Genomic DNA, 18,623 nt, shown 5'->3' on the forward strand with positions numbered 1-18,623 from the left:
ATATATTATGCTAATGTTAGTACAGCCATTTATCATATATTTTTTGTAATTCACCGGTTTTCTTCATTTGCTCAATAGCATTAAAGATACTCTTAGCGATTTCATCAGGAAAGTTTGGTCCTGTTGCAATGTAGACATGTTTAACATCACCAATGGAAGGTCCTATTTGCAAATCATTGGCGTTCTGTCCAATTTGTTTCCAAGAGTACATAGCAATGACATCTGAATCAGCAATAATGTGGACTCTTTTATATAAAAGTTTCATTGCATTTTTTTGTGCTGTTTTTGCTCCGCTATCAAGCGATAAGCCTATTTCATTTAACATCGGTATTATGGCATGTCCATGTACAACGCCAATTTTTTCCCCATTTATTTCACTTATTGATTTTAAGGGTGGGAATTGTCCAAATGTGTAGAATCGGTATTCTGTAGCCATAATTTCTGCAACCCATTTGTATTTATCTTCTCGTATACTTGAGCGCGTAAAAGGTATAATGGCAATTAGCTCATCTTTAGACTCTTGAATTTTTCGTGTAGCTCTTATCCAGGGGGTGTGGAAGTCGAGCTTAAATGTGGGAGCTCCGTAGTCAGTTGCCTTATTAAGAATATCGACTGCAATACCAACAGGTTTCCCTTCAGAAATGCCACAAAATGGCATAGCTTCCAGCGCATAAACTTTAACGGTTGCAGCAAAAAGGCTTTTACTAACAATTAATTGTATAATCAGTAGTAAAAAGAGACATAGTTTTTTAATCATTGTATCGTCCTGAACAATCGGTAACCTATAATCCATTATAGGCTAATTATTATACACTACTGATTAGATTATCTATAGGTGACTTAGTAGAGAGGAACACAAATCTGTTACTTCGTCTGGTTCATCAGCAATAAGCACGATGTCCCTAAGCCCGTCTTTTAACAAAGCAATTTGCTCGCGCTGCTCTTCGCTTTCTCTGGCTTTACGCAGTGCGTAGTCCATCAGGCTTTCGTCTTCAGCCATATCGGCAGGGTAAGGGATGGTGTAGGAAGGTTGGGGTAATTGTGCTTGGCTCATATGGCCTCCAGATTGAATTTTTAACAAAATACGGAATTTAACAGGGTGGTGCGTGTGTCTGTTTTGTTTTGGACTTGGCGGTCCGGAACAAGAACAATGGCGTGTCGCAATGCGCCGGAAGAATTGTCATGAGTAAAGGGGAAGGAGCCTTCCAGCCGGTACAGTGCGCTACGGATCGCCGCTTTTGGTAGCCCAAGCGTTGCCTCTAATTCATTGACAGAGAAAGCCCCGCCATCTTCAATCAGGAACTTACCTACCACGATTCTGGCAGAGCCTGGATTGAAGGTGGCATTAAGCTTGGCAATGGCTTCTTTTATTACCTCGTCTTGTTTTTTCATGCGGCCTCCTGCAATAGCGCCTTTAGCTCTTCCAGTTTGGCGAACGGGCTATCGTCTGAGCTTTCCCAGGGAAATTCACCAGAAAATCCCATAATTGGTTTAACCACGCTTAGATATTGCATAATTGTCATATCCATTAGTCGCTTGCATTTCACCCTTGATTTGATCATGCTCAGCCGAAGGGGCTCCATTTCAAGATTAAAATCAATCCCAACCTCTTTCGCGCCTAGTGATAGTTCAGCCATGTGAATCACTGCATTTACCGCTCTTTCAAAGTTTCCAATCAATTGGCGGCCTGATTTAACGTGAGTTACTTCAAATCGCCCAAACTCACACATAGTTACAGCAAGCCCATCACAACCATGTAAGGTGTAAGCCGGAACATCAGTCCAACCGGAAGGTGTTATTACCTTTATCGTGATCATATGGCCTCCAGTTCTGCTAATACATCGTTGATGTTTTTATGGATAACCTCGAATTCGATTACCCAGACGTAAGGGTTCGGATTATCAGTTCCATAAAGATCACACCAGAGCCTTAAGAATGAATATCGATGAGGATTTTCTAGTGGCTTGTTTGTATCTTGATATGGTGTAACTCCCTCTTTAATGGCTTGTTCTTCGGTGATATCTTTAACTCGCTCAATCCGAACATCAGCTACTCTCAGGGTTAATCGGCTGGCCCACTTAGGCATATGGATTGATGGAGTCCAGCGACTAACCAATCTTTCTGTCGTAATGTCGTAGAATTCAGGTTTTGGGTCTGTTGCTGCATAAGTGCAATATTTGGGATCGTTGAATTTATCTTTGTTTTCCCAATATTCTCTCTCCATTTCCTGATCAAATAGCGGACCTTGAAATGTCTCGCGAACCCAAATCAGATCATCAACAAAGCAAGGGGCGGTAACCAAATTACTCTGTGGGAAGTCTGTTCCTACGCCTTTACGAACCAGAGCACCCCATTTCCCTTTTTTGGGGTGTGAGCTGGTTATTTTGGATAACTTTCTGTCATGCAGCTCCCAGCCGCCTGGAATATTTAGTGGCCGACGAGTAACAGTCTTTCGCCCGTCCAGCAGAGCTTTCACCATTTCGGTATTGAAGATCATTGGTTTTGCTTTCATGCGGCCTCCTTATTCGCAGAATATATGCTCACCAAACTGACAGTTCATAACGCTGCCGTCGTACTCTATTGGCTCGCCTTTTCGATCGGTCATTGCCCACTTGATAACATCATGGATGCCTACGCCAACCATCCCAGCACGAGGTATAAAGAACCCTGTATTGAAGTCTTTAAACGGAACACCTTCTTTATCGGCTCTCCAGTAGGAGTATCTGTTCAGGTGTTTAATGACCCGCTCTATCTGAGCTATCCTCTGAACCGCTTCTTCATCTTGTGCAAATTGACGAATCTCGGCTTTGTTAGACATAATGCAAGGCCAGCAGCCCACGCGATCAGCTCCCTGTAGATACAAAGGGTTAGGTTCTATCCCTAAGTATTTATGTAACGCAAATACATCCTGAACTTTCCATTTATGAATAGGTAGGAACGTAAACAGAAACCCGTCACCTCTTGGATCTTCACTAAGCCAGTTATAAGTAGAACGCTTCACTGATTCCTCAGCTCTAACACCGGACCAGTTGATCACCTCGCCGTCACACTCAGAAAGAGCGATTTCCAGAACCTGATGCTGAGAAACTTCTATCTTCAGCTCTCTGGTGCAGAATCTGGCCAGCCTAGTTGGCATAGAGCCGTGAACAATACACAAATCAAAAAATACGTTACCAGTTGGCTTGGTAAGCGAAACCGCCAATTCAATCTGCTCATCTGTCATTGGTGGGATAACCTCACCCGCATATACCCCCTGGCGGATGACATAAGGTTTTGCCCATGTTTCTCTGATCCTTTTTCTGCGATATTCAAAACGTGACTCGGGAATTTCCAGTTTGTACATTTCAACCGGTTGAGAGCCACTCCCAATATTGTCATGAAGTGTTTTGATATATTCGTAGGTATCAGGATGCTCGTTATCGGTATCACAGAAAATTGCCCGGTAACGCCCCTCAGTAGCAATATTGCAGATTGCTTTTGTTACCGTAGAGTCTTTACCACCCGACACGCTAACGATATGCTCGCGCTCCATATCATCAGCGCAAAAACTCGTACGATAAGCCGCTATGGTTTCATCGAGTAATGTTTTTACATCGGAGAAATGGATGGCTGGAGCCGTTAGCACTGATTTTGGTTTTTCTTCTTTAGGGCATTGATCATCAATCCAATGCAACTCAGTAACATTTGAATCAACCGATAGATCCCACACTTGCCAGCAGTAAAATACAGCACTGCTTAACCCGTTATCATACCCACCTTTATTGCATTTAACCCGGTGAACAAATAGATAGACTCTGGTTGGCGGTTTTTCTTTATAAATACCGTTAAAGCGATCTTTGGTTTCAAGAGAATTTACTCTGGCAAAAACAGCTACTTTTTGGTTTGTGGTAGATAAAGCCTTGCTTATAAATTCTTTCAATAAAGAAAAAGGAGGGTTCATAATCGTATTATCAACAAGGCTATCTAAATCTAGATAATCAATGTTAGGCGTTCCATACCCCCAATCGTATAGGTCGATACTTTCAACGCTTTGGTGTCCGGTCATTTTAAGCACTTTACTGATGTCACCCTTCCCGCAACCAGGATCGCGGATTAAGCCGCTGAACTTTTCTCGTTTTAAGAGTGCAGCAACCGCCCAGTGAGGTGTGGTATATAGGTCTGAATTAAGAGCATCAGTGTTTCGTTTTGTATTTGGTGTAGCCATTTAATCGTTACCCCTCGCTTTGTCCTCATGCTCGGCAATGAACTCTTTCCATGCGCCCATCTGAGTGAAGATCTTATCGGCGACTTCATCAGAAGGTTCGTTATTGATGGCACTGGCTATCCATGCGGCGGTGAGGAAGTGGTTGGCGTTGCATTCTTTATCAAGAAAATTCCAGTGCAGGTCGGCTACCTGCTCCCGGATTTGTTCGTGTTTACACGGCTCTGATGTGGTTACCACAAATGACTTCAGGTATTCCCGCCCGTTGTTGTCCCGCATTAGCGCATAGCAGGAGACAGACCATTTAACCTGTACCCTGCCTAATGATTCAGCGAGAACTTTGGTAATGCTAACGGGGTCACCCTGCTTTGAATAAACCAGGGTGCCATCAACCATGTTGGCGACAAAGACTACGTGATTTTCGTTGAGGATACGGCGGGTTTGCATTTGTTGTAACTTGATGAGCCGAGCGCGTTCAGCTTTGGTCATTGCTTACACTCTGCGGATTAGTTGATCTCTCAGGTTTGGTGGAGTGCCTTTAATGGTCAACGTATCTGTTTCCGGTTCATAGAAAATGCGCTCACCAAGAATGATGGCATCAAAGGATATGGTTAGTCCGCCTCCACAGCCTTTAAACTTGTCCAGTTTTTCAATGGTGGGTTTGTCGGTAGGGAAGGTAGGCTCCAGCTCGTAACCCTGTTGTTCGGTATACTGCTGGAATGTTACTCCGCTTTCACTTGCTGGGATTTCTCCAGACAGCTCGGTAATAACAATCTCTTCACCTGCAGAAAGCTGATCTTTGCAGTAGTCTTTAACCTGTTTCCTTAGAGAGAGACTTTCTTCCTTGTCCAACTGGTCGTCAGCAATGAAATCTTCAATAGCCTGTACCAGAACCTGATTCTGTGCCTTAACATCCAGACCGCTTTCTATCTGGAGGAAATCAAAGAAGAAGTCAGCTACTTTGCGGCCTACTCGTCCTTTCAGGAAGCTGATATAACGATTGGAATCTGGATCAGTTTCAAAAGTTGTCAGGTCTATTCTGGCGGCAATGGTCATGGCGGCCACATCAAGATGGTCTGTTGCGCCTACATCGAGCTGAGTATCTACTTGCAGCCCCTGAATTGATGGAATGATGGCTACAAACAGATATTCAGTCGCCAGGCTGCGATATTCAGCAAATACCAATACGCCAGTATCCGCGAAAGGGTATTTACATAGCTCGTCTTTAAGGCGCTCAGCGTTAGTGCTGGTGAACTGCAGAAAGCCAATTTGGTTATTTCTGAGTTGCTGTAACCCGATTTTAAATTCACTGTCGGATAGGAATAGTCCGAAGCCTTTACCGGCCTTTGCGCTGTAGGCGCGATGCAGCTCTGAAACCAGAGCTTCAGTTGCGGCATTATCAGGAAGAGGGTCAGAGCGGTAGTTAACGATCAGTTCGTCTACATCGTTTGTGTCGATCTGATGAAGTATTGCATTGGATATCGATATGGTCATTGGTCGTTACCTATTGTTTCCAGATCTAACATGATGTGTGTTTTCATCATTGACGTTCCTTTATTGGTTGTTGGTACTGGTTAGCGCACAGCGCCGGATAAATACTGCTTGGTTCGGTAGATAACTTCTTCCTGATCCAAAAAATCATCCAGGAAGTTATCTACATCGTGTAGGTGGCAGGTTGGGTCGCTTCTTTTTGCTCTGACAAAATTAGTGAAGTGGCCCCAGGTAAAGCCGATAAATTCACCCTGACGAACTAGCGCTGTTTTTCCGTTCTGGGCGATAAAATCATCAATGGCATTCAGGTTGCTTTCTGGCGAGTGAATGGCGTGAAGTGTCGGACTTGTAGAGAGATTTTGCGCTGCCTGAGTTTTCATGTATGATCTCCTTTGTAGATGGCTTCTTGGTCGTTGCTGTCTTGACCTTCCTTGCTTGGTCGTTAGGATGGTCGTTACCTCTGGCGTGAACTTTGGTCGGTTAGCGCCCCGATAGCCCAGCCTTAGTGCTGGGCTTTTTGGTTCATACGGCAGAGAAAATTGAAGCCCCTCGACCTCCTCCAGAGGCGAAATATGGTAAAGACCAGCGTTCTTTTAAAACCAAGGGGCATAATTCGGAATTCGGGAAAAGACGCCCCAAACAAAGAAGGTAAGGGGCGATTCAAACAACGTTGGCTAGGTGAAGTGATTAACACTTCCTACAGAGCAGTGGATTACTACGCTGTAGGAAATGATCTCAGTCTAGTTCCTGAGCGCCAACGCTATGCAGGTAGTTAGGCTACATAACGATTCGCGTCTTTCCGCTTGTCATAATGATCACCCCGTTAAGGAGGTCAGGGCTCATTCCGGCAAAATATTGCTGCTAATCTACGTCCCGATCACTTCCGGGCTTCAGCTTCCTTTTTTAAGGCACGGATTACGTTCATGCCAGCGACACCGTCTTTTGCATCCCACTCGGGTATATGATTTGGATAAGCACCTGAGTTAGTATTGGAAACGCTAACTTACAAAACCAGCAAAGGTGCTTAAAATTATGAAAATGTTTAGATTTACTTATAAGCCAGATGGAACTAATCCATTCCCTTGGCAATCTGATGCTGCTTTCACGGTATTTTCCCCTAGTGGGCCGCATGTCTATTCTGTCGATACGTCCGACCCGGAAAGCCCAATAGTCGTTAAAACCATTTGGGTATCCGAAGCAATTAAGAGTCAGTATCAAAAGCATCTAGAACGCTATGAACTAACGGAGGAAGAGATAACTCATGATCGTCTTGTTGAGCTTGGTGCCAATCGGCATTTTTAAAGTTGGAGCAAACAAGGTTTTCTTTTAACCAGTTATCAAACTCACTTGGCGGCATTAGGCGTTTGTTAATGTCGCTTGTGAAACTAATGAAAGAGAAATCATTTTCCCGTTTTTTAACTTCCCCGAGAATCTCATCAATATCACCAGAAATCAGTTCAATGCCCAAAAGCTCCACAGGAACATCTTTCCATGTAGTGTATTCTTTGGTCCAATTAATCCCGCCATCCATGAGCAAGTCAAGCTGTCTATGGATATGACAATCATCGCGACTAGCAACCTTTGTAAAAGCTGCAAACCCCGCCACAACCAAGCTATTAAATCGTCCGGCCAAGCAAAGCGTTACGCTTAAAAAGGACTCAGGCTTCTCTGGTTCAATCAGCGAGGCTATGGCTTCAAGTAACTTGTCATAATCTCGGTAGCGGATGGTTTTCCGTGGCTCGCTAAATAGGAACCGCTGCTCTATGAATGGAATCATAATCTCCCCTAGTAACAAATAAGCCCGTTAAGTCAGGCTTTCTTCTTCGTAAAGCATTGACACCAAGGTGTTTAGGTTAAACGCTTCAGTATCATTCACTCTTGCCAGGTTTCTGCTATGCAAATAAAGGCCTTCGTGTTCAATTGAGTCTGCTACAGCTTTTGCTTTTGCTTCAATCGAGCGCCAAACATGAAGCGAAAGCGGTTGATTACTTGTTATCACCGAAACTTCTGTTGGCGAATCGCCTTCCTGTTCAGGCTCAACTTTTTCAAACACTGGCTCGCCATCGCCATAAACTAACCATTCGGGGGAGCAGCAGAGGAGCTTACATGAAGCCATCAACAAGCGATCTTTCATGGAAGAAATTACGTTATTCTCTAAATGAGAAATATTCATTCTTGTTGGATTCAGTGACGGATCCACTTGTTTAAGAGCTTCAGCCATTCCATCTTGAGTTAACCCTGTTGCTTCGCGTGCAATGCGGAAGCGATCTCCAATAGTTTCCATAATTCCTCCTGTTAATTTGAAAGCTCTTTAGTGTATTCCACACATCGACCAAAATGTGCAGAAAGTTTTGGTAACGAACCTGAATAAACCAAACATGCAGATCTATCTATACCAAAGAGCTTTCAAATCGACTCTGTTTCCAAAGCCTATTTTGTCTCTACCTCACCGCCGAGACGGGCGGGGTTGTATGCATTACGGGTCATTCTCTCGGTTAAGCCATATCAGCTATATCAGCCGTCTGGTTCTTCCAAACGTTGGTTCCTTATCTGGGGAATCTGATACCCGGTCGCCGTAAGAGGCATGCAAGTCTATTTCAGTGAATTTCTGTCCTCCGTCACTGGGTTACTCGGAGTGACCTAACCGGATAGTCCGGGTAGTCGTTCATGGTTCGGTTTATTAAAGAGCACATCAGCGAGAGTCTGAGGGACTGCGTAACTGATGTGGCTAATGTAAGTTATTTTACGTAAATAGATCAACCTGACGAGAGTAAATAAATTTACAATTTTAGTGAAACGAGATCTGAATCACATTTATTCCGTTAGGTTATGAGTGTTATATGAATAAAAAAGCCCTATTTAAGGGCTTTTAAGTAGTCAGGGGAGTTTGTAAGTGGAGGGTTATTAAACGGGTTTTACATGGCTGACTACTGTACCAACAACGCGGCAATTTCCGTTGATTGAAAGAAAACGTAGCTCTGCGGGATAGTCAGGGTTTAGTGCTTTCAGCATTTTCCGTCCATCCAATTCGAGAAATTGTTTAAAGGTAGCTTCGTTACTGTCTTCCAATAATGCCACAATAAATTGTCCGCTTTTCGGTTCTAATTTTTCCGGATCTACATAAATTAAATCACCGTCTTCAAAGCGGGTAAGCATTGAGTCTCCTTTCACTCTTAAGGCAAATGTGAGAGGAGAGCATTTTACTGGACAAGGGTGATAATCAGCTTGGTCTAAGGGAGTGTTGTCAGAAACAGTCGTCCATGATCCCGCTTGAACCCAGTTAATTTCAGGAACCATTTGATGTACGTCTGGACCCGGTTCGACATTATAATTTGTTTTCGTTGTATCATTGGCTGAAATTGGTTCGATGCCATATACCAGCCAATCTGGACGACAGTCTAGGGCTTTAGATAGAGCTAGTAGTAATTTGTCTCTCATGCTCTTTTGAGTGGCATTTTCCAATTGACTCAAGGTTATTCTGGTGAAGTTGATGCTTGGGTCTATTTTTCTAACCTTACTTTCTAGAATTGATTGCGTTAAGCCTAACGATTCACGCCTGTACTTTAATCTCTCACCTAAATCCATATTCAAGTCACTTAAAATTTTAGATGTAATTATTCTTACACAATTAAATAGATTTTCCTTACGTCGTGATATTTACATTTAGTGTAAATATATTTACTCTTGGGTGTGGAGGGTTCGTATGAAAATCAATTTGTTTCAAATTTTATTAAATCGGTTTGGAACCGAGGCGAATATAGCCAGAGCTTTTGGTTTGAAGCGAGCTGCTTACCTAAAGCAAAGAGTGCCTGAAAATATCGCTTTGCTCTGCCATTTAGATCCAACCATCCCGTATACCTACCATCCTAGCCATTACGGGAAGAATTACGAGGGGCTGTCTCTCGAATTAACCAAACCAGAGGTAAACGACCAATGAAAATTACTCACATCAAAGAGCGGCTTAACCAGTTGAGTAAGAACCGCACCGTAGGAAAAGAAGGGCTGAGTATCCGTGAAGTCCGGAATACTCAGATTAAGCAGCGCTTTACCGCTGACGAAGGCGATTTCATTAATTCTTTGGCCAGCACGATGGGGGTTTCTCGTGCTGTACTGAGCAATGCCTTGTTTGTTGAGGCGATTATCGATTTGCTTGCTGATGATCAGGCATTGTGTGATGAGGTGATGCGTCGTTGGAATTACACCAATGGTACTCGTCTGTCATTTTTCGATGAAATCTATGCACGAACTAAAACCAGTGAACCTATTGAGGGTGAATATACCCGGGTTCAGCCTGATTCTGACGTTCATTCAATGGTAGGGAGATAGTCATGAAACCGGATCCGTTTAAAAACTTATTCCAAGACGAAATAGAACTGGGTTCGGAGTTTGTTGAACTGGTTATTGATGAGACCGCGAAGCGACGCGGCCTCCGTCATGATCAGGTTCGTGCGTCATTGTTGGCTAAATTAAACAAAATTGACCGCGAGCAACAAATTCTTACTGAGGGGCTAAGTGGCGCATACATCCATGCTACGCCAATGGGGGTGTATTGATATGGCGAGATCAATCAGTTGGGCGAAAAGGCTTGCTGTATGGAATAAGACTAATGGGCATTGCGGATACTGTGGTACCGCTTTAGATATTGAGCCATCGCCAAAACCAAATTCATTCACAGTAGATCATGTCGTTCCTGTTTCCAGAGGAGGCAAACACGACATTGATAATCTGATACCGGCCTGTCGAACCTGTAATGGCAGTAAGAATACAAAAACTCTTTCTGAATTCAGAGAGTGGAAAACGTGGAAAGATATTGTAGTTGAGAATGGTTTTTCGATTAGCCAGTTAACTTGGATGTTAAATAGCACAAATCTTCGAGAGCAATTTCCGAGAGAGTCGGTTGTTTTTCACTTTGAGAAAAGGGGTGAGTTGAAATGAGATTCACTCTATTAATCAACCAATCTAAATCTCTTGAATGGGGAATTAGTTATCAACAGGCAGCGCTGTTTAGCTGCCTATACGAAATTCAGTCGTGGGCTAAGTTTGAGATTGTAGATGGTAAGCCATATTACTGGGCGGCTAAAAACAAAATTCTTGAAGAAATCCCACTCATTTTTGATAAGCCGGACACGCTGAAAAGACACTTTATTGCACTCGAAAAAGCGGGACTTATTGAGCGTGTAACAGTGCGAAATATGCCTTATATCTGCATTACTGAAAAGGGCAAGGAATGGAATAAAACCAATCCAAATAACGGCGAAAATAAAGCCGTGAAAAAAATCACGACCTCTGAATCAGAAGATGATAGAGCCGTGAAAAATATCACGACTGGTAGTGAAAAAGATCACGACCTAGCCGTGAAAAAAATCACGACAATAAGTATATCAGATCAAAATACCAGTATTAGTAATAAAAAAAATAAACAAAAAAGCACTCTCGACTTTTCAGGCTGGCCCTCTGAACCAAGTGAGCAAATTTTCACAGACTGGAAAACTGTCCGAGATAAAAAACGAGCCCCAATCACTCAGACCGTAATTAACCGGCTTGCACCAAAGCTGGAACGTGCTCGTGATGAGCTGGGAATGAGTGTCGATGATGTGCTTGGTATTTGTGTTGAGCGGGGTTGGCAGGGATTTGAAATTGAATGGATCCAAAAGGTGGACGTCGCAATCCCAATACATAACCGCCAGGCTTCTCTGGAAGGCCGTAATCGTCAAGCTATTGATGACTGGATTGGTGGAAGAACATTTGAGCAAGGGGAGTAATGACCAGTGACTAACGACCAGAAACAAAGTTTTGCGCAGGTGCTATCAGATACGCTTAGCTTGTATCGATTTGAACTTACTCCTTCACTGCTTGAGATTTGGTGGGAAGACCTTTCTCACTTTGATTTGGAAGCGGTTAGACAGGCACTTTCAATGCACCGAAGAAACCCGGATAACGGACAGTTTGCACCAAAGCCAGCTGATGTAGTCAGGCTTCTTGGCGGTACATCTAAAGACAGAGCAATCATTGCCTGGAATAAGGTTAACAAGGCCATTTCTAGTGTTGGTGCCTACAACTCTGTTGTCTTCGATGATCCGCTAATCCATGCAATTGTGAATGATATGGGGGGGTGGTCAGGGGTGTGTATGGGCGATAAGGAAGAACTGTCATTTCGACAAAAAGAATTCGAAAACCGGTATCGCACATATTTGTTTAATCCTCCCATGAGTTACCCGAAGGTTCTTGCTGGGATTTCAGAAATTCAAAATGTAGCAACGGGGTTTGATGTCGATCCGCCACTTGCTGTCGGGAACAGAGAAGGCTGCAAGCTTGTATATCGTGGAGGAGAAGAACAAAACCAGCCTCTAAAAATAATGAGTAACAAATCAAACGTAGTCTCTATCAGCAGTGCGATTAACGCGAGGTAACGACCAATGGAATTTACGACTAACGAAATTGAACATATGCGCGAACAACTGGCCTGTAATGCATTTAAGGCTTTGACGAGGCATATCCCCGGCCAACGTGCTGAAGTCTATACGAGTATTGCTGAGCATTTAAATGTTTCAAAGGGACTGGTAGCGAACTTTGGAGCCAGATCTGCCAGTAAAAAACACGCAGAGAAGCTGTCTGAATTTGCGCTTTCTCGCGGGATCCGGCTGTATGCGTATCAGTTTTATCCAACCATTAAGATTTGCCTTGCATGGCTGGAACATGATTACCGGTGTGATCGCGGGAAACACCCCAGTAAGCACATTTTTCACCATTGGGATCGGGATATGGGTAGTCTGAAAGTAACGGCACAGGAGGCCGCATGAGTTTAGAACACTGGAAGAACAGTGCGGCGTATAAGCGCATTAACTGGAACGGCCAAATGGGTCGGGTGATCAACGTGCTGGCTGGGTATCAGTATTTAACTCTGCGTGAAATCGAAGCCCGTATCCGTGATATCGAACTAGCAAAAAAGCGAGAAAACTCCGGTTACAAAATGAGCCTGGATACTCAGGCGGCTATATCTGCTCGCATTCGCGAAGTCAGCCCCTGTCGGCATGGTTTGGTGAAACAGAAGACGATGGAAGTGGTAGAGGGCAAGCAGGTTTGGCGTTATCGCCTGCTGCCAGCTGTGTCAATTAAGCGAGTGGCGGAAATGATCGGGGTGGTAGCATGAAACTGATTAAAACTACCATCATCGCGGCATTGTGTGCGCTTCTGGCTGTGGTTATCGGGTATGTGATTAATTCTGTGTTCGATTACTTCCGGTATACCAGCATTAAATCTATTGCGTTGTATATCGCTATGTGTGTGGTGTTCTATCTTGCTTATGTTTTTTCTCAGTCTGGCAAAGATGATGAGCGTGAGCACTGGGAGGACAAATAATGGCTGTACATCAGTTAATGAATTTCTGAGGTAATTATGGACGCAGATATCTATGACATTACGAAAGCACTGGGCCGACTGGATGAGAAAAACGGGAAGCTGAAGAAGAAGCGCAGAGAACCTGAGGCGGAAGAGTGTGCTGATGTAATCCGTTGGGCTCGCAAAACGAAAATTGCCGGTGTTGTCGTGGGTGACTTTTTGACTCATGTGATGAATGAAGCTAAGCGCGGCCAGAAAGCGAAATCAGACTTTCACCGGCTTGGTGGTCAGAAGGGTTATCCGGATTACATTCTGGATGTGGCTCGTTGTGGTTTCCATGGTTTACGAATCGAAATGAAAGCCCCTGAGCAGTACCGGCCTAGCATTACGGATGATCAGCGAAAGTGGGAAAGACGCCTGAGGAGTCAGGAATATCTGTTTGCATATTGTTACAGCGCGGAAGAAATGAAGCAGCTGATTACTGATTACCTTACTGAAACATTAGACCTTGGAGGGGACGCAGCATGAGCGATAAGGCAATTGAATTGTTTATTCGTATGCACTTGGAGAAAACGCCAACTCTGCAGCGTGGCCGACAGGTATTAACCGGAGATGTAATTATGGCAGCGATGGGTGCAGTTCAGCATCAGCAACCCCTTGGTTGTGATTTGATTAGCGCTCGATGGCTGGATGATCTGCAAGCCATGCGCAGAGTAGAAACATGGATTATGGGGTGGTCTAAAAGTTCATCCCGGCCAGAACTTATGTTTCAGGTGGGACTGGTTGCTTTGGCTGTCTTTTGCGGAAAGCCGACTGCAGATCAGGAGCGCAAGCTGATTTCTCTATGGAAACGACATAGCGCACAAGGACACCGGAGTGACCGTCTGGTTAAACGATATCAGACGAAGATTGATTTTCTTAACCGGCAGTTTGCTGATACTGAATTCAGACAGAAGCAGAATATGAAAGAAGTGAATGAGCTTGAGAGGTTGATTGAAAAAGAAAAATCCCGGTTGCATGTATGGGCAACGGAAAAAACGCGGGAAAGTTTTCAATGTCCGAAATGTTCCGGAAGTGGTTTGAGTGCGTCAGGTCAATGCTGTAATGAATGTGGTGGTTTCGGACATTTTGCACCGAAAGCTGAAAATGTTCGTCAGCACCTGAGAAAAACCGGGATTGCCCGGGTATCGGATAAGCTTTGGAATAGAGAAATTAAACCGCAGTTTGAAGCATTGCTGTCTCGGTTTCATCAGGAGCATGATGAAACAGCAAGAGTGCTGGGGAAGCGGTTGCATGAGGAAAGAGCTGCGTAGCCTAAGGAATAACAATGAAAATCTATATTGCGGGCCCAATGACGGGCTATGAAAACTTTAACCGTGCTGCTTTTCATAAAAAAGCGGAGGCTCTGAATGAGCAAGGGCATTATGTTTTAAATCCGGCTACATTGCCTGATGGCTTGAGCCAACCAGAATACATGGATATTTGTTTCGCTATGATCCGGGCGGCAGATGCTATTCACTTCCTACCGGGTTGGGAAAAGTCGGAAGGTGCTGTGGCTGAGTATCATTACGGTAAGAAGATTGGCCTTCAGCTGCTGTGCGCTGAAACTCAGCTGTCTCTGGTTGCGTAGGGGAAGATAGACAATGGCTACTCATGTCGTCAGCTTTTCTGATGCTGCTATCCGCCGGCTGTCTTCCAATGAAGCTGTTACTCAGTTGCGTGATCCTCGTTACCCATTGCGGTTTCGATATGGGAAAAATCGTAAAACCGGCAATTGGTATTTTTATAAGTGCGTTAAAGGCCGGGAGATTTGGCGAAAGATCGGGAGCTGGGACCAGTTGGGCGCTAAAGAGGTGATTGCTATGTTGCCGGATATCTCAGCCAGATTAGCTGTAGAGCCAGAAGCGGATTCAGTCAGTGAAGATTTTATAACCCTGGCTGATCTATTGACCTGGTACCGTGACCGAAGCAGAACAGACAGCAATTTAGGCCGCTCCCGCCGCAGTACAATTCGATGGGCGATAAACCGGCACCTGCTTCCCCGCATTGGCATGATGAGCCTGAATGACGTGAATCATGCGGAGCTGGATGAACTTCTGTTCTGGGCGATGCAGGAGAGCTATTCCACCGCGACTGTGCGTTCTGTCTGGAATGTACTCAAGCAGGCCATGAAGCGTGCTCATAAGTTAAAGCATATTACGGTGAATCCTATCGGTGGCTATCAATTCAGTGATTTTATCGACCAGGCCATTGCCGCTAAAACGACAGAGATTCATCCGTATCAGATCCCTGCCGTGTTAGGGCAGATTCAGTCTGTACCTAAGCCGGGTCAAATGCTGAGTTTACTGATGCTGCTGCATGGTACCCGTATTGGTGAAACCAGACTGGCAAAGTGGGATCAGATTAGTTTTGAAACCGGACGCTGGCATATTCCAGCAAAGAACACGAAAACCAAGCGAGCGCATGAACTGCCTTTGACGCTGATGGCTGTTAATATTCTGCGGAAGTACCGGCAGTGGCAAAAGGAGCATGGTTATACGGGCGCGTTCCTGTTCCCGAATAACCTTAAGCGTGGCTCTGTCAGTAATAACGTAGCAAATGAGTGGATCCGCGATATCAGCGGAGGCGACTGGCGTAGTCACTCCCTAAGGAAAGTAGCCCGAACTGTCTGGATGGACTTAAGCATTGATTACATGGTTGGTGAAATGCTGCTGAACCATGCAATGAGTAAATTGGATCAGGCTTATATTCATACTTTCGCTGAAAAACAAAAGTCGGCGGCATTAGAGAAGTATCACGCTTGGCTGAGTGATAAGGGTGAGCTTTTTATGGTCTGATAGTTTCTCTGAACTTCGTCAGTTCTCTGGCAATTTTCCAATCTGCAGGTAAAGGAAAGCGGTTAATACTCCAAACAGCATTGAATGCTTTTCGACACAGCTCTCCCTGATTCTCCATATCCACATATTCTACGTGACCCTCTCTGGTCAGATATACCGTCAACTCGCATGCATTCCCTTTAAACGCAGAAACATCATCTAACTTACGATCAATAATCTGGTTATAGACAGCCATATACCGCTGAATTTTTACCGGATCAGGCGTGGTGTCAGCATACGCAATCGAAGAGCATAGCAATATAAGTGGAGTGGTGATTCTCGCTTTCATGTGGATTCTATTGTTTAAGTTGTGTGGCGATGTGTCCAAATTTGGACGCATCTATTTTGATATCTGATGATAACCAAACGTAGTCTGGTTCACTATCAAAATTCCTTTCTTTTAAATGCTTCTCACCGAGACATTACCGAGATACAGATATTTACCCATTCAGCCCAAACCCATACTGGTTAAGGGATAAGGCTGGTTTTGTGGTTTTATCACAGAGGACAATAATTATTTATTATTTTCCTACTTCGATATGACTGTTCCCCCCCTCTTTGCCCGAAAGATTCATTAAAACTCACTCGCAATCCACGATTAAATACATATGGTATTGCTGAAAATACGGCACGTTCATATCTTAATGCTTTAGTGAAAATGAAGTTATTGCTGTCAACCAAAGATGGACGAACAACATTGTATCTTTGTCCATCGGATCTTATTGAACGCCTCAAGGTGTAGCTGGCTCAGGCATTTGCCAAGTTGAACTGATATCCGCTTTGCTTGAATCTGAACCCTGCCTTTTCGGTGGGGTTTTTTATGTGGCAGATAATGTAAACGGTAATGTCCAGTGATCTATGTGTGGTGATTATATGATTCTCTTTGTATATCATCATTTATGATGGCATGATTGGCTGTGTGTTAGATGGAATGAATCGGTATAAGAAGCGTTAGCACATTTATGACAACTACGGTGGATTAGATGGAAGTAGAATTACTAATTGATATTTCAACAATTTTGAGTGGACTGTCTACTGTAGCAATTGCTGTTTTAACAGTTTTTCTCTGGAGAGAAAATAGGCTACTGAGAAAAGCTGGTTCTGAACCAAAGTTAGTTGCATATTTTGAACCTCATCCTGATGGAACTGGTGGATTAAATATATCGGTTGCGAATGTAGGAACTGGTCCAGCTCGTGATGTTTATATTCAATTTAAAGGTGAGGAGTCTGACTTCACTAATTACGATCTGATTCTTGATTGTACAGAAAAAAGGGGACCACTTACCCTGATACCTCAAGGTGAGAAAATCTCGGTTTTGTTTGCAATAGGTTACCAGCTTTTTAAGCCAAAAAATGGCAGTGAACGTAAGCCATTACCGCCATTCTCAGTTGCACTAGAGTGGAGAAACCTAGATGGAAAAGCAGTTTTTCGAGACGAATATAAACTTGATGTTAAACCTTATGGCAGCTTACCTGGATTTGTAAATAAGCCATACCTTCTAAAAATAGTTAACTCAATTGATGGTGTCAGTAATAGTGTTTCTAGGCTCAATAAGGATGTAACCGGGTTGGTAAATATCATTGAAGCAAACAGGCTAGAGGAGGCACGGGTACAGAAACATAAGGGCAACAGTGACTAAAAATGTGCTAACAAACAATTTAAGAGTGATTCAGCACGCGTGGCATTTTTGGTTTGGGTCAAATTAGGTGTTTACGGTGGTTGTATTAAGTGTAGTGGCTGCGTGCTTCACACCTTAATTGGGCGTTAGTACTGGATTGGCATCAAAGGTAAAATTTCCGGAGTTTATCGGTTTCTTTTCCTAGCTTTACACCTGTTCAAATGTGCCTTTCACGTTCTTTCCGGTGGCACTATATGTGTAGAGTTTGTTGTAACTTCACCGTTTACGGTTTCTAACTTTCTGGTTTTTTCTCTGGTGCGGCTTCTTTGGTGTGGTTGGTTTTGTGAGTCAGAAATGCTTTTCTCTGGCGCTGCTGTTTAGTTTCGAAGCCTGTATCCTTTGTTAATTTAAAAACAGTGAACAAGGGCAGTTTGGCATGGTTTTCTTCTAGCCAGCTTACGTTTTGAGATTGAGTTTTAGTTTGGCAGTTGTCCCTTTAGCTTCAGCGTTTTAAACCACAAGTTTCATGCTATATTTCAATATCTTGGCGTGTGCCAAAGGCTTTAGGGACAGCGTACTAACAAACAATTCAAGAGGGATTCGTAACGCGTGGCATTTTTACTATGCGTTAATTTTAGTGGTTAAGGTGGCTTGCGGCGACGTCGGTGTTGCGTTACTCACCCCTTAATTGGGCGTTAAGTTAATAAGAGGAAATTTGATAATGGCACGAGATTTTGAACTGAAGTTTGTCGATCGAGAATTAGCAAACGAGTTAAGAAACTTGAAAATTGATGACCTTCAAGTTGGTCAACGAATCAACTTTACCGACTGTGCAGACCCAGAGGTAATGGCTGCATCAAATCAAGTGCTAACCTTTATTGTTACTTCAGGCAGTTCAGTCGCTTTGAGTCTGTTTTCAGCTTGGCTCTATGACAAGCTGAAAGGTAAAAAATCGAACAATAGTATTAAGATTAACGGCATAGAAGTATCTGGAAACAGCAATAACCTCAAAATAGAAATTCATAACCACATCAATGGTGCCAAAGACGCTGAAAAATAAACTTAACAAAGCATTCAAGAGGGATTCACAACGCTTGG

28 protein-coding genes are annotated in these 18,623 nt (G+C 43.7%); 15 read left to right on the plus strand and 13 right to left on the minus strand.

The features are described 5' to 3' along the window. Window positions 1–16 precede the first annotated feature (16 nt). The 12 genes from CSW98_RS01315 to CSW98_RS01375 all read right to left on the minus strand — a co-directional run bounded on the left by CSW98_RS01315 (window position 17) and on the right by CSW98_RS01375 (window position 9,277). Window positions 17–757 (minus strand): substrate-binding periplasmic protein, encoded by a 741-nt coding sequence (locus CSW98_RS01315; RefSeq protein ID WP_157810306.1) that lies wholly within the window; start codon window positions 755–757, stop codon window positions 17–19. A 72-nt stretch (window positions 758–829) separates the two neighbouring features. Further along, window positions 830–1,054, minus strand: coding sequence for a hypothetical protein (locus tag CSW98_RS01320; RefSeq protein WP_100798644.1), 225 nt, complete (start codon window positions 1,052–1,054; stop codon window positions 830–832). 20 nt (window positions 1,055–1,074) lie between these two features. Then, the gene (locus CSW98_RS01325) at window positions 1,075–1,392 is read right to left on the minus strand and encodes a hypothetical protein (RefSeq protein ID WP_100798645.1); all 318 of its coding nucleotides are present in this window, start codon (window positions 1,390–1,392) and stop codon (window positions 1,075–1,077) included. Beyond that, window positions 1,389–1,817: a hypothetical protein gene (locus CSW98_RS01330; protein WP_100798646.1), complete on the minus strand. Its 429-nt coding sequence runs from the start codon at window positions 1,815–1,817 to the stop codon at window positions 1,389–1,391. The genes CSW98_RS01325 and CSW98_RS01330 overlap by 4 nt, the downstream gene beginning before the upstream one ends. Next, window positions 1,814–2,512: an ASCH domain-containing protein gene (locus CSW98_RS01335; RefSeq protein ID WP_100798647.1), complete on the minus strand. Its 699-nt coding sequence runs from the start codon at window positions 2,510–2,512 to the stop codon at window positions 1,814–1,816. The genes CSW98_RS01330 and CSW98_RS01335 overlap by 4 nt, the downstream gene beginning before the upstream one ends. A gap of 9 nt (window positions 2,513–2,521) precedes the next feature. Continuing rightward, on the minus strand, window positions 2,522–4,204 hold the full coding sequence (locus CSW98_RS01340; protein ID WP_100798648.1) for a phosphoadenosine phosphosulfate reductase domain-containing protein: 1,683 nt from the start codon (window positions 4,202–4,204) through the stop codon (window positions 2,522–2,524). Continuing rightward, window positions 4,205–4,648, minus strand: a complete 444-nt coding sequence (locus CSW98_RS01345; protein WP_157810307.1) for a hypothetical protein — start codon at window positions 4,646–4,648, stop codon at window positions 4,205–4,207. 45 nt (window positions 4,649–4,693) lie between these two features. Next, on the minus strand, window positions 4,694–5,695 hold the full coding sequence (yejK, locus tag CSW98_RS01350) for a nucleoid-associated protein YejK (protein ID WP_100798650.1): 1,002 nt from the start codon (window positions 5,693–5,695) through the stop codon (window positions 4,694–4,696). Between the two features lie 80 nt (window positions 5,696–5,775). Next, entirely contained in the window at window positions 5,776–6,072 is a 297-nt protein-coding gene (locus CSW98_RS01355; protein WP_100798651.1) for a hypothetical protein, read from the minus strand. Window positions 6,073–6,893: 821 nt separating this feature from the next. Continuing rightward, window positions 6,894–7,469, minus strand: a complete 576-nt coding sequence (locus CSW98_RS01365; protein ID WP_100798653.1) for a hypothetical protein — start codon at window positions 7,467–7,469, stop codon at window positions 6,894–6,896. 27 nt (window positions 7,470–7,496) lie between these two features. Next, window positions 7,497–7,976 (minus strand): helix-turn-helix domain-containing protein, encoded by a 480-nt coding sequence (locus CSW98_RS01370; protein ID WP_100798654.1) that lies wholly within the window; start codon window positions 7,974–7,976, stop codon window positions 7,497–7,499. Window positions 7,977–8,596: 620 nt separating this feature from the next. Further along, complete coding sequence (locus CSW98_RS01375; RefSeq protein ID WP_100798655.1) at window positions 8,597–9,277, minus strand: S24 family peptidase; 681 nt, start codon at window positions 9,275–9,277, stop codon at window positions 8,597–8,599. A 118-nt stretch (window positions 9,278–9,395) separates the two neighbouring features. On the opposite strand from CSW98_RS01375, the gene CSW98_RS01380 reads away from it, so the two are divergent. The 13 genes from CSW98_RS01380 to CSW98_RS01435 are packed head-to-tail and all read left to right on the plus strand — an operon-like array spanning window position 9,396 to window position 15,867. Then, window positions 9,396–9,629: a hypothetical protein gene (locus CSW98_RS01380; protein WP_198517251.1), complete on the plus strand. Its 234-nt coding sequence runs from the start codon at window positions 9,396–9,398 to the stop codon at window positions 9,627–9,629. Next, window positions 9,626–10,018 carry a hypothetical protein gene (locus CSW98_RS01385; RefSeq protein WP_100798656.1) on the plus strand — a complete coding sequence of 131 codons (393 nt, stop codon included), beginning with the start codon at window positions 9,626–9,628 and terminating at the stop codon, window positions 10,016–10,018. Before CSW98_RS01380 ends, CSW98_RS01385 begins: the two co-directional genes overlap by 4 nt. A 2-nt stretch (window positions 10,019–10,020) precedes the next feature. After that, window positions 10,021–10,245 carry a hypothetical protein gene (locus CSW98_RS01390; RefSeq protein ID WP_100798657.1) on the plus strand — a complete coding sequence of 75 codons (225 nt, stop codon included), beginning with the start codon at window positions 10,021–10,023 and terminating at the stop codon, window positions 10,243–10,245. A gap of 1 nt (window position 10,246) precedes the next feature. Then, window positions 10,247–10,627, plus strand: a complete 381-nt coding sequence (locus tag CSW98_RS01395) for an HNH endonuclease (protein WP_157810308.1) — start codon at window positions 10,247–10,249, stop codon at window positions 10,625–10,627. Then, on the plus strand, window positions 10,624–11,454 hold the full coding sequence (locus CSW98_RS01400) for a phage replication initiator YdaU family protein (RefSeq protein ID WP_100798659.1): 831 nt from the start codon (window positions 10,624–10,626) through the stop codon (window positions 11,452–11,454). The genes CSW98_RS01395 and CSW98_RS01400 overlap by 4 nt, the downstream gene beginning before the upstream one ends. Before the next feature lie 6 nt (window positions 11,455–11,460). Then, on the plus strand, window positions 11,461–12,102 hold the full coding sequence (locus CSW98_RS01405; RefSeq protein WP_100798660.1) for a DUF6475 domain-containing protein: 642 nt from the start codon (window positions 11,461–11,463) through the stop codon (window positions 12,100–12,102). Between the two features lie 6 nt (window positions 12,103–12,108). Next, window positions 12,109–12,492 (plus strand): hypothetical protein, encoded by a 384-nt coding sequence (locus tag CSW98_RS17595; RefSeq protein ID WP_198517252.1) that lies wholly within the window; start codon window positions 12,109–12,111, stop codon window positions 12,490–12,492. After that, on the plus strand, window positions 12,489–12,842 hold the full coding sequence (locus CSW98_RS01410) for a hypothetical protein (protein WP_198517253.1): 354 nt from the start codon (window positions 12,489–12,491) through the stop codon (window positions 12,840–12,842). The genes CSW98_RS17595 and CSW98_RS01410 overlap by 4 nt, the downstream gene beginning before the upstream one ends. Then, on the plus strand, window positions 12,839–13,051 hold the full coding sequence (locus tag CSW98_RS01415) for a hypothetical protein (protein WP_100798661.1): 213 nt from the start codon (window positions 12,839–12,841) through the stop codon (window positions 13,049–13,051). Before CSW98_RS01410 ends, CSW98_RS01415 begins: the two co-directional genes overlap by 4 nt. Before the next feature lie 36 nt (window positions 13,052–13,087). Then, entirely contained in the window at window positions 13,088–13,558 is a 471-nt protein-coding gene (locus tag CSW98_RS01420) for a VRR-NUC domain-containing protein (RefSeq protein WP_100798662.1), read from the plus strand. Next, window positions 13,555–14,343 carry a TIGR02642 family protein gene (locus tag CSW98_RS01425; protein WP_100798663.1) on the plus strand — a complete coding sequence of 263 codons (789 nt, stop codon included), beginning with the start codon at window positions 13,555–13,557 and terminating at the stop codon, window positions 14,341–14,343. Before CSW98_RS01420 ends, CSW98_RS01425 begins: the two co-directional genes overlap by 4 nt. A gap of 14 nt (window positions 14,344–14,357) precedes the next feature. Continuing rightward, a complete protein-coding gene (locus tag CSW98_RS01430; RefSeq protein ID WP_100798664.1) occupies window positions 14,358–14,660 on the plus strand; it encodes a DUF4406 domain-containing protein in 303 nt (100 codons plus the stop codon). Between the two features lie 13 nt (window positions 14,661–14,673). Continuing rightward, a complete protein-coding gene (locus CSW98_RS01435) occupies window positions 14,674–15,867 on the plus strand; it encodes a tyrosine-type recombinase/integrase (RefSeq protein ID WP_100798665.1) in 1,194 nt (397 codons plus the stop codon). Here the strand turns inward: CSW98_RS01435 and CSW98_RS01440 are convergent. Beyond that, entirely contained in the window at window positions 15,857–16,195 is a 339-nt protein-coding gene (locus tag CSW98_RS01440; RefSeq protein WP_157810309.1) for a cell envelope integrity TolA C-terminal domain-containing protein, read from the minus strand. The two genes, CSW98_RS01435 and CSW98_RS01440, sit on opposite strands and share 11 nt — an antisense overlap. 694 nt (window positions 16,196–16,889) lie before the next feature. Between CSW98_RS01440 and CSW98_RS01445 the strand changes: the two genes are divergently transcribed. Both CSW98_RS01445 and CSW98_RS01455 read left to right on the plus strand, forming a co-directional pair. Next, entirely contained in the window at window positions 16,890–17,546 is a 657-nt protein-coding gene (locus CSW98_RS01445) for a DUF8453 domain-containing protein (protein ID WP_100798667.1), read from the plus strand. A gap of 700 nt (window positions 17,547–18,246) precedes the next feature. Next, window positions 18,247–18,585, plus strand: coding sequence for a hypothetical protein (locus CSW98_RS01455; RefSeq protein WP_100798669.1), 339 nt, complete (start codon window positions 18,247–18,249; stop codon window positions 18,583–18,585). The last annotated feature ends 38 nt before the right edge of the window (window positions 18,586–18,623 follow it).

It is taken from the genome of Vibrio sp. HA2012, assembly GCF_002812955.1.
GTDB lineage: Bacteria > Pseudomonadota > Gammaproteobacteria > Enterobacterales > Vibrionaceae > Vibrio.